Source organism: Pantoea sp. B9002 (assembly GCF_013385945.1).
GTDB lineage: Bacteria > Pseudomonadota > Gammaproteobacteria > Enterobacterales > Enterobacteriaceae > Pantoea.
This window is the reverse complement of sequence record NZ_JACAPA010000001.1, coordinates 99,903-112,047: the sequence shown is the minus strand read 5'-3', so window position 1 is coordinate 112,047 and position 12,145 is coordinate 99,903. Positions and strand designations below refer to the sequence as shown.

General features: G+C 48.7%; 9 protein-coding genes. 7 read left to right on the top strand and 2 right to left on the bottom strand.

The genetic code is table 11. The annotated features are described in order from the left end of the window. Positions 1–61 precede the first annotated feature (61 nt). The 4 genes from rssB to HX773_RS00480 all read left to right on the top strand — a co-directional run bounded on the left by rssB (position 62) and on the right by HX773_RS00480 (position 4,562). Complete coding sequence (gene rssB / locus HX773_RS00495) at positions 62–1,078, top strand: two-component system response regulator RssB (protein ID WP_176970007.1); 1,017 nt, start codon at positions 62–64, stop codon at positions 1,076–1,078. A 193-nt stretch (positions 1,079–1,271) separates the two neighbouring features. Next, a complete protein-coding gene (gene galU / locus HX773_RS00490; RefSeq protein WP_008106595.1) occupies positions 1,272–2,180 on the top strand; it encodes a UTP--glucose-1-phosphate uridylyltransferase GalU in 909 nt (302 codons plus the stop codon). Between the two features lie 23 nt (positions 2,181–2,203). After that, complete coding sequence (locus tag HX773_RS00485; RefSeq protein ID WP_008106593.1) at positions 2,204–3,547, top strand: UDP-glucose/GDP-mannose dehydrogenase family protein; 1,344 nt, start codon at positions 2,204–2,206, stop codon at positions 3,545–3,547. A 10-nt stretch (positions 3,548–3,557) separates the two neighbouring features. Continuing rightward, on the top strand, positions 3,558–4,562 hold the full coding sequence (locus HX773_RS00480) for an NAD-dependent epimerase (RefSeq protein ID WP_176970006.1): 1,005 nt from the start codon (positions 3,558–3,560) through the stop codon (positions 4,560–4,562). A 98-nt stretch (positions 4,563–4,660) separates the two neighbouring features. On the opposite strand, the gene hns is transcribed toward HX773_RS00480, so the two are convergent. Next, entirely contained in the window at positions 4,661–5,068 is a 408-nt protein-coding gene (gene hns / locus HX773_RS00475; protein ID WP_176970005.1) for a histone-like nucleoid-structuring protein H-NS, read from the bottom strand. Between the two features lie 414 nt (positions 5,069–5,482). On the opposite strand from hns, the gene tdk reads away from it, so the two are divergent. Beyond that, positions 5,483–6,103 (top strand): thymidine kinase, encoded by a 621-nt coding sequence (tdk, locus tag HX773_RS00470; RefSeq protein WP_101764244.1) that lies wholly within the window; start codon positions 5,483–5,485, stop codon positions 6,101–6,103. A gap of 55 nt (positions 6,104–6,158) precedes the next feature. Here tdk and adhE read toward each other — a convergent pair whose 3' ends face one another. Further along, positions 6,159–8,834: a bifunctional acetaldehyde-CoA/alcohol dehydrogenase gene (gene adhE / locus HX773_RS00465; protein WP_176970004.1), complete on the bottom strand. Its 2,676-nt coding sequence runs from the start codon at positions 8,832–8,834 to the stop codon at positions 6,159–6,161. A 446-nt stretch (positions 8,835–9,280) separates the two neighbouring features. Between adhE and HX773_RS00460 the strand changes: the two genes are divergently transcribed. Beyond that, a complete protein-coding gene (locus HX773_RS00460) occupies positions 9,281–9,928 on the top strand; it encodes a YchE family NAAT transporter (RefSeq protein ID WP_176970003.1) in 648 nt (215 codons plus the stop codon). Positions 9,929–10,500: 572 nt separating this feature from the next. Further along, on the top strand, positions 10,501–12,135 hold the full coding sequence (locus HX773_RS00455) for an ABC transporter substrate-binding protein (RefSeq protein ID WP_176970002.1): 1,635 nt from the start codon (positions 10,501–10,503) through the stop codon (positions 12,133–12,135). The last annotated feature ends 10 nt before the right edge of the window (positions 12,136–12,145 follow it).

The following is a 12,145-nucleotide window of genomic DNA, read 5'->3' as shown; positions in this document are numbered from 1 at the left end:
TGAAAGGCGCAACGGCATTTTATGAACCACTATTGAATTATCTGGTACGCAGGGGGAGAGAATGGAAAAACCGCTAATCGGCAAAAAGATACTCATTGTCGAAGATGAGGTCGTTTTCCGTTCACTGATAGACAATTTATTAACCAGCTTAGGGGCAACGACGCTTGAGGCAGGTGATGGTGTTGATGGCTTAACCTTGTTGTCGGCGCAGTCAGTGGATCTGGTTATTTGCGATCTTGAAATGCCGCGTATGGGCGGAATTCCTTTCGTTGAGCGTCTTCGCACGCGCGGCAACAATGTGCCCATTCTGATTATCTCCGCCACACAAAATATGGCGGATATCGCGCATGTGTTGCGTTTGGGCGTGCAGGACGTATTGCTAAAACCGCTCAAAAATCTTGAACGCTTCCGTGAGGCGGTGTTTGAGTGTCTCTATCCATCAATGTTCACCTCCAAAGTCGAGGAGGATGAACAACTCTTTCAGGATTGGGATGCGCTGGTCAGCGATCCGCTGGCGGCATCTAAATTACTTAAACAACTCCAGCCGCCGGTGCAGCAAACCATTGCCAACTGCCGTATCAATTATCGTCAGCTCACCATGGCGGAACAGCCGGGCTTAGTACTGGATATCGCGGCGCTGTCAGATAACGATTTGGCATTCTATTGCCTTGATGTGACGCGCGCTGGCGATAATGGCGTGTTAGCCGCGCTGTTACTGCGCGCACTGTTTAATGGTTTGCTGCAGGAACAGCTCTCCGGCCAGAAGCAGCGATTGCCTGAGTTAAATGGCCTGCTGCGACAGGTCAACATGCTGTTGAGGCAGGCGAATCTCAGCGGTCAATTTCCATTGCTGGTGGGCTATTACCATCGCCAGTTAAAAAATCTGATCCTGGTTTCAGCAGGGCTCAATGCCACGTTGCATATCAACACTCATCAAATTCAACTCAGTAATGGTGTGCCGCTTGGTACTATGGGCAGCACCCATCTCAATCAAATCAGTCAACGTGCCGACGCCTGGCAGTGCCATATTTGGGGCGCCGGAGGCAGGCTACGTTTGATGCTATCAGCCGAAGAATAACCCGTTGGAATTAATTTTTCCGCGGGTTGAAGACAGGACCAGGGGCAAGCTTTACACTTGGGTAATAGTCTTAATTTCCGCGGATTAGCTCCATCCAGGATAAATCCGTCTGATAGTAACTGGTATACTCATTTCGTTTTTAAACCGACATATCAAGTATTAACTTGAACGGCCTATTAAGAGAGGTATTTAGATGTCTGCCTATAAGACTAAAGTAAAAAAAGCGGTAATCCCAGTTGCAGGCCTCGGCACGCGTATGCTGCCTGCCACCAAAGCTATTCCAAAAGAGATGTTACCGCTGGTCGATAAGCCGTTGATCCAGTATGTCGTGAATGAGTGCATTGCAGCAGGCATTAACGAGATTGTGCTGGTTACACACTCTTCTAAAAACGCCATCGAAAACCACTTTGATACCAGTTTTGAGCTGGAATCTATGTTGGAAAAACGTGTTAAGCGTCAGCTGCTGGATGAAATCCAGTCAATCTGCCCTCCACACGTCACCATCATGCAGGTTCGTCAGGGTATCGCGAAAGGCCTGGGCCACGCAGTAATGTGTGCACATCCGCTGATTGGTGATGAGCCATTCGCCGTAATCCTGCCAGACGTGATCATCGACGAATACGAATCAGACCCAACCAAAGATAATCTGGCAGAGATGCTGGCTCGCTACGAAGAGAGCGGTCGCAGCCAGATCATGGTTGAGCCGGTTGCTGATGTAACCGCTTACGGTGTGGTTGACTGTCAGGGTGCCGATCTTTCTGCAGGTCAGAGCGCGCCAATGGTTGGCGTGGTTGAGAAGCCTAAAGCTTCTGAAGCCCCATCAAACCTGGCGGTTGTTGGTCGTTACGTGCTGTCTGCTGAAATCTGGCCACTGCTGGCGAAAACGCCTCCAGGTGCAGGTGGCGAAGTTCAGCTGACTGACTCCATTGCGATGCTGATGGAAAAAGAGACCGTTGAAGCTTATCACCTGAACGGTGTCAGCCATGACTGCGGTAACAAACTGGGTTACATGCAAGCGTTTGTTGAGTACGGCGTTCGCCATCCAGTCCTGGGTAAAGATTTCACCCAGTGGCTCGAAGGCGCGGTAGGCAACAAAAAGTAACTCAATAAACACAGGATAATTCAATGAAAGTCACTGTATTTGGTATCGGCTATGTCGGTCTGGTTCAGGCTGCGGTGTTGGCCGAAGTCGGACATGACGTTCTCTGCATTGATGTCGACGAAAAGAAAGTCGAGAACTTAAAGAAAGGCAATATTCCGATCTTTGAACCGGGCCTGACGCCCCTTGTTATGTCTAATTACGAGTCGGGTCGCCTGAAGTTCAGTACAAATGCGGAAGAAGGCGTTAATCATGGCGTGATGCAGTTTATCGCCGTGGGTACGCCACCGGATGAAGACGGTTCTGCCGATCTGAAGTATGTGACTGCTGTTGCGCGCACCATTGCGCAGCACATGAACGATCACAAAGTTGTTATCGACAAATCTACTGTACCCGTTGGTACCGCAGATCGCGTGCGTGCGGTAATGACAGAAACCCTGCAAAAGCGTGATGTAAACATCGCCTTTGACGTGGTTTCAAACCCGGAATTCCTTAAGGAAGGTGCAGCAGTTAATGACTGCATGCGTCCTGAGCGTATCGTTGTCGGTACCGATAATGATGAAGTGGTTGAGCTGTTACGCGAGCTGTATGAGCCGTTCAACCGTAATCATGATCGTATGATTTTGATGGATATCCGTAGTGCAGAGCTGACCAAATATGCGGCTAACTGCATGCTGGCAACCAAAATCAGCTTCATGAACGAGATCTCTAACCTGGCAGAACGTCTGGGAGCCGACGTTGAGAAAGTTCGCCAGGGTATTGGTTCAGATTCACGTATCGGTTACCACTTCATCTATCCAGGCTGCGGTTACGGCGGTTCTTGTTTCCCGAAAGACGTGCAGGCGCTGATTCGTACTGCTGAGTCAATTGGTTACACGCCGCGTCTGCTGCAGGCGGTTGAAGACGTTAACGATTCGCAGAAGAACAAGCTGCCGACCTTCATCAAGCGTCATTTTGGCGACGACCTACGCGGCAAAACCTTTGCTCTGTGGGGACTGGCGTTCAAACCGAACACTGACGACATGCGTGAAGCCTCCAGCCGCGTGCTGATGGAAACACTGTGGGAAGCCGGTGCAACGGTTCAGGCGTTCGACCCAGAAGCGATGGACGAAGCACAACGCGTTTACGGTCATCGTAACGATTTGAAGTTGATGGGCACTAAGGAAGCAGCGCTGCAGGGTGCGGATGGCTTAGTTATCTGTACTGAATGGCAAAACTTCCGTGCGCCAGACTTTGACGTCATCAAAAGTGCGTTAAAAGAACCCGTGATTTTTGATGGTCGTAACCTGTATGATCCTGAACGTATCAGCAAGCGCGGTTTCACGTACTATGCAATCGGCCGCGGAGCATCAATTAAAATCGTAGAATAATGAGGGATGTATGAAGTTTCTGGTCACCGGCGCGGCAGGTTTTATTGGATTTCACGTCAGTCAGCGCTTGCTGGCCGCTGGTCACCAGGTTGTCGGCATCGATAACCTGAATGACTATTATGATGTCAGCCTTAAACAGGCTCGTTTAGACCAGAACACCCAACATCCTGATTTTATTTTCGTAAAAATGGACCTGGCGGATCGCCAGGCCATTTCTTCTTTATTCGCTGAGCATGCGTTTGAACGCGTTATTCATTTAGGCGCCCAAGCCGGTGTGCGTTATTCAATCGAAAATCCCCATGCTTATGCCGAAGCAAATTTAATCGGCCACCTCAATATTCTTGAAGGTTGCCGTCATCATAAAATCGGCCACCTTTTGTATGCCTCATCCAGTTCAGTTTATGGCCTGAATCGCAAAATGCCTTTTTCAACGGACGATTCCGTTGACCATCCGGTTTCACTTTATGCGGCCACAAAAAAAGCCAACGAATTGATGTCGCATACCTATTCACACCTTTATCAGTTGCCCACTACGGGATTACGTTTTTTCACCGTGTATGGCCCGTGGGGCCGTCCGGATATGGCGCTGTTCAAATTTACACGCGCGATGTTAGCGGGTGAGCAAATTGACGTGTATAACAACGGACAAATGACGCGTGACTTCACTTATATCGATGATATTGCTGAAGCAATCGTGCGTTTGCAGGATGTGATTCCTCAACCGGATGACAAGTGGACGGTGGAAGCGGGTTCTCCCGCCAGCAGCTCCGCGCCTTACCGCGTTTACAACATCGGCAATAGCCAGCCGACCAGCTTAATGACTTATATTGAGTCGCTGGAAAAAGCATTGGGCATAGAAGCGAAGAAAAATATGTTGCCTATGCAACCCGGCGACGTGCTGGGCACCAGCGCTGACACGCAACCTTTGTATGAGGCGATCAATTTCCGCCCTCAAACGAGCGTAGAGCAGGGTGTGCAGCATTTTGTTGATTGGTATCGCCGCTTCTATCATTAATAATTAAGCATAAAAAAAGGAAGCCAATGGCTTCCTTTTTCTTACCTGGTCAAAGTGAATTAGCGATGAACTAATTACAATGCTGAGCGCTGGAATGATTACAGTAGGAAATCGTCCAGTTGTTTACCTTGTTCTTCAATTGCTTTTTTAATCACAGCAGGAGTGCGGCCCTGGCCAGTCCAGGTACGGTTTTCACCGTTTTCATCAACGTAAGAATATTTAGCGGGACGCGCAGCGCGCTTGGTTTTACCCGGAACTTTCGTTTCAGATAATGCCTGCAACAGATCGTTTGGATCGATACCATCGGCAATCAGCATCTCACGATATTGTTCAAGCTTGCGTGTGCGCTCTGCATTTTCCGCTTGTGCATGAGTATCATCTTCACGACGCTCATTGACCACAACTTCGAGTTTTTCCAGCATCTCTTCCAATGTTTCCAGAGAGCATTCCCGAGCTTGTGCGCGCAATGTACGGATATTATTAAGAATTTTAAGTGCTTCGCTCATTGTCCTAATCTCAAAATATAATAAATGGGAGTTGTTCTGCCGACTCATAATAGTGGTGCAAAAAAATAACTGCAATAGCCAGATTTAAAAGCAAAACGTAAAAATAAAAAAGAAGTGCAAATTTATATCGCTCTTCAGAATATATTTACTTATTTGGTAATCTTTTCTAACTGGCTTAGTAGGCCGATTGCTAAGCCCCACGCTAATCCTGACGCTTCGGCTTTAATTTAAATGAATAAAATATCGGCGTAATCGCTACTTTGTCAAAACGTGCTCTCTTTTTGCGGGCGCTGTGATATCCATCTTAATGGTGATGTTAATTTGAGCAGATGATAAAAATAATGCATCGCTACAGCTATACAGGTTTATGGTAAACTGCGCCGCAACAGATATAGGCTGCGATGAGATTTTCTAATGGCTCAACTTTATTTTTATTACTCTGCGATGAATGCGGGTAAATCAACGGCTTTGCTACAGTCTTCTTATAATTATCATGAGCGCGGTATGCGATCGCTGGTTTATACCGCCGAGATCGACAACCGCTTTGGCGCAGGCAAAGTCAGTTCACGTATCGGTCTTTCGTCTCCTGCATTTTTATATAACGATGAGACTAAGCTCGATGAGGAAATAGCGGCAGAACATGCGAAGCAACCCGTGCATTGCGTGTTAGTCGATGAAAGCCAGTTCCTTACGCGCGAACAGGTCAAAGCGTTATCTGATGTTGTCGACAATCTGGATATTCCGGTGCTTTGCTACGGCCTGCGCACAGATTTCCGTGGAGAGCTGTTTGTTGGCAGCCAATATTTACTGGCATGGGCGGATAAGCTGGTTGAGCTTAAAACCATCTGCCACTGTGGTAGAAAAGCCAGCATGGTGCTTCGTCTTGATGCAAAGGGTAAACCCTTCAGCGAAGGCGAGCAGGTGGTGATTGGTGGCAATGAGCGTTATATATCGGTCTGCCGTAAACATTATAAGCAGGCGATTGATGAGGGTTCACTTCAGGCGATATATGGCTCACAATCGCCGCAGGTTTAACTCATCAGCAAGCCATAAAAAAACCCGCCGTAGCGGGTTTTTTGTTTAAAGCGGTTTACGCTTTTTTGGTTTTCTTGTCGATTTTCACTTCGGCTTTTACTTCTTCCGCTTTCTCACCGAGTGCCTCGGAGAATTCACGGCCGTAGAAGGTATCCAGCATGATTTGTTTTAACTCAGCAATCAGCGGATAGCGTGGGTTCGCACCGGTACATTGGTCATCGAATGCATCCTCAGCCAGTTTGTCCACTTTCGCGAGGAAATCAGCTTCCTGCACGCCAGCTTCACGGATTGAGGTTGGGATGCCCAACTGCGTTTTCATCTCCTCAAGCCAGGCGAGCAGTTTTTCAATTTTCTGCGCGGTGCGGTCGCCAGCGGCGGAGAGTCCCAGATGGTCAGCAATCTCAGCATAACGACGACGTGCTTGTGGGCGGTCGTACTGGCTGAAAGCCGTCTGCTTAGTCGGGTTGTCATTGGCGTTGTAGCGAATGACGTTTGAAATCAGCAGGGCGTTTGCCAAACCGTGTGGAATGTGGAACTCAGAGCCCAGTTTATGCGCCATTGAGTGACACACACCCAGGAAGGCGTTTGCGAACGCAATCCCCGCGATAGTCGCCGCATTGTGAACACGTTCACGTGCTACCGGATTTTTTGCGCCATCGCGATAGCTGGCTGGCAGGTTCTCTTTCAGCAATTTCAGTGCTTGCAAAGCCTGACCATCAGAATACTCATTCGCTAATACGGAAACGTAGGCTTCAAGTGAGTGCGTCACCGCATCCAGACCACCAAAGGCGCAGAGTGAACGCGGCATATCCATCACCAGGTTGGCATCAACAATGGCCATATCTGGTGTCAGCGCATAATCCGCTAATGGATATTTCTGACCGGTTGCATCGTCAGTCACCACTGCAAACGGTGTAACTTCAGAACCGGTACCGGAAGTGGTTGTGATGGCAACCATACGCGCTTTAACGCCCATTTTCGGGAACTTATAGATGCGTTTACGGATGTCCATAAAGCGCAGTGCCAGTTCTTCGAAATGCGTTTCTGGATGTTCGTACATCACCCACATGATTTTGGCTGCATCCATCGGTGAACCGCCGCCGAGTGCAATAATCACATCAGGTTTGAAGCTGTTCATCTGCTCTGCACCTTTACGCACGATGCTCAGCGTTGGGTCAGCTTCAACTTCAAAGAAGACTTCGGTTTCGATACCGTGAGATTTCAGTACGCGAGTCACCTGATCGGCATAGCCGTTATTGAACAGGAAACGGTCGGTAACGATAAAGGCGCGTTTGGCACCATCAGTTGCCACTTCTTCCAGAGCAATCGGCAGTGAGCCGCGACGGAAGTAAATAGACTTCGGAAGTTTATGCCACAACATATTCTCAGCTCGCTTGGCCACGGTTTTCTTGTTGATGAGATGTTTTGGTCCCACGTTTTCAGAAATGGAGTTACCGCCCCATGAACCACAGCCCAACGTCAGTGAAGGAGCCAGTTTGAAGTTGTACAGGTCACCGATGCCGCCTTGTGACGCCGGCGTATTAATTAGAATACGCGCCGTCTTCATCTTGTCGCCGAAGTAGTGCACACGCTCGATTTGATTATCCTGATCGGTATACAGACATGAGGTGTGGCCGATACCGCCCATCGTTACCAGTTTTTCAGCTTTATCGACCGCGTCGTGGTAATCCTTCGCCCGGTACATCGCTAAGGTTGGAGAGAGTTTTTCATGCGCGAAAGGCTCAGATTCATCAACCAGTTTCACTTCGCCAATCAGAATCTTGGTGGTTGCAGGCACGCTAATTCCGGCTAATTCAGCAATCTTCGTCGCCGGCTGGCCAACAATTGCCGCATTCAATGCGCCATTTTTCAGGATGATATCCTGAATCGCTTTCAGCTCTTTACCTTGCAGCAGATAGCCGCCGTGGCTGGCAAAACGTTCACGTACCGCGTCATAAGCCGAATCAACCACAATCACGGATTGCTCAGATGCACAAATTACACCGTTATCGAAGGTCTTCGACATCAGGATGGATGCGACAGCGCGTTTGATATCCGCTGTTTCATCAATTACTACTGGCGTGTTACCTGCACCGACACCAATCGCGGGTTTACCGGAACTGTAAGCGGCTTTCACCATGCCCGGACCGCCGGTTGCAAGGATCAGGTTGATATCGGGGTGATGCATTAACTGATTAGAAAGCTCGACAGATGGGGTGTCGATCCAGCCGATGATATCTTTTGGTGCACCCGCCGCAATCGCTGCCTGCAGTACAATGTCAGCGGCTTTGTTAGTCGCATCTTTCGCACGTGGATGCGGAGAGAAGATAATGCCGTTACGGGTTTTCAGGCTGATCAGCGCTTTGAAAATAGCCGTAGAAGTTGGGTTGGTGGTAGGAACGATGCCGCAGATCAGGCCAATCGGTTCAGCAATAGTAATCGTGCCGAAGGTGTCATCTGTGGCGAGAATACCGCAGGTTTTTTCATCTTTGTAGGCGTTGTAAATGTATTCAGAAGCAAAGTGGTTCTTGATGACTTTATCTTCCACGATACCCATGCCTGATTCGGCAACGGCCAGCTTGGCCAGTGGAATTCGTGCATCTGCAGCGGCGAGGGCGGCAGCGCGAAAGATTGCATCAACTTGTTCCTGACTAAAATTAGCGTACTCGCGCTGTGCCTTTTTTACACGTTCAACCAGTGCATTAAGTTCGGCAACATTAGTAACGGCCATAGTGCTCTCCTGAAGGAAGTTAAACTCTTTTAGTAAACAAGCCTGAATCCAGAAGTATAGTCACGCTATGCTTATATTTTGGTCAGGTTGGCGACTGATTTGCCTTTGCTTACTAAAAGGGTTTCCTGGTCAAGATACTTAAGCGTCAGGAAGTTGTTTCGACGGGGTAAGATTACCCCTGATGGGGTAGGTAAATTTTGATGCAGATCAATCCTGATCCAAGCTGACACCTTTCAGCACTAACTTTCGCAAGTAAAGTTAGCGTGATGTGCCACATATTCTGCACGCATCGGCTGCATCGTAATAACCAAAGGTTAACAGCAGCTGAAAAAACTGGCTTGAAGCCAGACAGATAGCATAAATTTCTGCCGTCACCTCTGGTTTTCCGCCCGGCTTATGCACTACATTAAGCGCGCTTTTCTACTCAGACTTTACCGGAGCCCACTTTGAATCCCGTGCTACTCGATCTTTCCGGCTACATTAAGTTTTTTGTCGGTTTGTTTGCCCTGGTAAATCCGGTAGGTATCATCCCGGTCTTTATCAGCATGACCAGCTATCAGGCTGCTGTTGAGCGTAATAAAACCAATCTCACCGCCAACCTGGCCGTGGCCATCATTCTCTGGACGTCACTGTTTCTTGGCGATGGCATCCTGCATCTGTTTGGCATTTCGATAGATTCGTTCCGCATTGCTGGCGGCATTTTGGTGGTCACCATCGCGATGTCGATGATCAGCGGAAAACTGGGTGAGGATAAGCAGAACAAGCAGGAGAAGTCAGAGAGCGCCATTCGTGAAAGCATCGGCGTGGTGCCGCTGGCGTTACCGTTGATGGCCGGTCCCGGCGCCATCAGTTCAACTATTGTCTGGAGTACGCGCTATCACAGCTGGCAGAACTTAATTGGTTTTAGTATCGCGATTGCCATTTTCGCCTTTTGCTGTTGGCTATTGTTCCGCGCGGCACCGTTGATGGTGCGGGTGCTTGGTCAAACCGGGATTAACGTGATTACCCGTATCATGGGCTTATTGTTAATGGCACTGGGCATCGAGTTTATTGTCACGGGAATGAAATCTATTTTCCCCGGCTTACTGAATTAAACCGGGTTATTTTTTGCCTTTAGAGAACTCACGATCCAAAATGGTGCATATCTTCGTTTTATTGCACCATTTTGGTTAATTTATTCATTGATCTTAACTGCAAACGCCCAGCATCACTTTTACTACTATCCTCTTCCCATCCGAGCAAAACCTCACATTAAAATGTGACAATTGTCACAGTTAATTGTTCTGTGCACGTTCTGTAAATTAGCATGAGAGAAAAGTCGATAAGTTAATCGATAACTCATTATGCGGTTAATGGCTATTTTAATAGTCGAATTCGTAAAAATTATATTTAAAGAACAATAACGAATAAATTACATGCGATTATCCTATAAATAACATTAAAATCATTAACTTAATCGATAATTCAATAAAAGAATTAACACTTTTCCTACTCACCCGAACGTGATAAAAGAGAATCTGCTAACATTTTTGCAGTTTAGCTTTGGCGTGCGGGCATCGGTTCTGATAATTTTCGGCACATCACAAATTTTTTATCTGATAGCGACAAATGTGTACGCTTCTTGCTTACAGGCTATCAGGCTTATGATTAAGGTTGATATTTGTTGATGAAATGCATGGTAGCGAAAACGGCCGTACGTTCAGTGCTTGCCTTATGCCTTACAGGCACACTGGCAGCAAGCCAGGCAGCACAAATTCCCGCGGGCACGCAATTATCAGAATTACAGCGTATCGTGATTAATAATGGCAGTGAGGTGGCAACGCTTGATCCGCAGAAAGCAGAAGGCGTGCCGGAATCTAATGTCATGCGTAATTTGCTGGAAGGTCTGGTTGAAACCGATAATAACGGTCAACTCGTCCCTGGCGTGGCTCAGCAGTGGCAAAGCGAAGAGGGGCGCATCTGGACTTTCACGCTGCGTGACGATGCGCGCTGGAGTAACGGCCAGCCGGTTACCGCGCAGGATTTCGTCTACAGCTGGCAGCGCCTCGCCGATCCTAAAACCGCATCGCCTTACGCCAGCTACTTACAGGCTGCGCATGTGGCGAACGTTGATGCCATTCTGTCTGGCAAAGCCGCACCCGCTGAACTTGGCGTTAAAGCCCTCGACGATCGCCATCTGCAAGTCACCCTTTCTGAACCTGTTCCCTATTTTGTAGCCATGCTGGCTCATAGCGCGATGAAACCGGTCTATCGTCCGGCGATAGAGCAGTGGGGCGAACAGTGGACGCAGCCGCAACATTATGTTGGCAACGGCGCATTTACGCTTTCGGAATGGGTGGTAAATGAAAAAATCGTGGTTAAACGCAATCCACTCTATTGGGATAATGCTCACACGGTGATGGAAGAGGGCGTATTTTTACCGCTCTCCTCAGAGAACAGCGATATCAACCGCTATCGCAGCGGAGGCACTGATATGACCAACAGTGTGGTGCCGCCGGAAATGTTCAAAAAGTTACAGCAGGATCTCGGCGATGAGGTCAAAATTAGTCCGCTGCTGTGCACCTTCTATTACGAAATCAACAACAAAAAAGCGCCATTCGATGACGCGCGCGTACGCGCCGCGCTGAAGTTAACTCTCGATCGCGACATCATTGCGCAGAAGATCATGGGTCAGGGGCAGATTCCTGCCTACGGATTGACGCCGCCGTTTACCCACGGTATCACGCTTTCCCCACCGGCCTGGGCGCAACAAACGCAGTCCGAGCGTAATGCCAGCGCCAAACAGTTATTAGCCGATGCTGGCTTTAATCAGCAAAACCCGCTGCGTTTTACGCTGCTGTACAACACCTCCGAGCAAAACAAGCGGCAGGCGATTGCTGCGGCCTCGATGTGGCAGAAAAATTTGGGTGCGGTGGTGACATTACAGAATCAGGAGTGGAAAACGCTGCTGGAGACGCGTCATCAGGCGCAGTACGACGTGGTACGCGCCACATGGTGCGCGGATTACAACGAACCCTCTACCTTCCTGAATATGCTGTTGAGCGGTTCATCCATTAACACGGCGTTTTACCACAGCCCGGCGTTTGACCAGTTAATGCAGCAAACATTAACCAGCGCAGACGAAGCAAAGCGCGCCTCGCTTTATCAGCAAGCGGAAGCGCAACTCGATAAAGACTCGCCAATCGTGCCGGTCTATTACCGTGTTAGCGTGCGGTTGGTAAAACCCTGGGTGGGCGGTTTTACCGGCAAGGATCCTCAGGACATGCTGACGTTGAAATACTATTACATAAAGAAACATTGAGTAATGGGCC

Excerpts from the sequence above, each read along its gene's own strand:
- galU (WP_008106595.1), top strand. The coding sequence starts at position 1,272 with ATGTCTGCCTATAAGACTAAAGTAAAAAAAGCGGTAATCCCAGTTGCA.
- HX773_RS00455 (WP_176970002.1), top strand. The coding sequence starts at position 10,501 with ATGAAATGCATGGTAGCGAAAACGGCCGTACGTTCAGTGCTTGCCTTA.
- HX773_RS00480 (WP_176970006.1), top strand. The coding sequence starts at position 3,558 with ATGAAGTTTCTGGTCACCGGCGCGGCAGGTTTTATTGGATTTCACGTC.
- adhE (WP_176970004.1), bottom strand. The coding sequence starts at position 8,834 with ATGGCCGTTACTAATGTTGCCGAACTTAATGCACTGGTTGAACGTGTA.
- HX773_RS00485 (WP_008106593.1), top strand. The coding sequence starts at position 2,204 with ATGAAAGTCACTGTATTTGGTATCGGCTATGTCGGTCTGGTTCAGGCT.
- tdk (WP_101764244.1), top strand. The coding sequence starts at position 5,483 with ATGGCTCAACTTTATTTTTATTACTCTGCGATGAATGCGGGTAAATCA.
- hns (WP_176970005.1), bottom strand. The coding sequence starts at position 5,068 with ATGAGCGAAGCACTTAAAATTCTTAATAATATCCGTACATTGCGCGCA.
- rssB (WP_176970007.1), top strand. The coding sequence starts at position 62 with ATGGAAAAACCGCTAATCGGCAAAAAGATACTCATTGTCGAAGATGAG.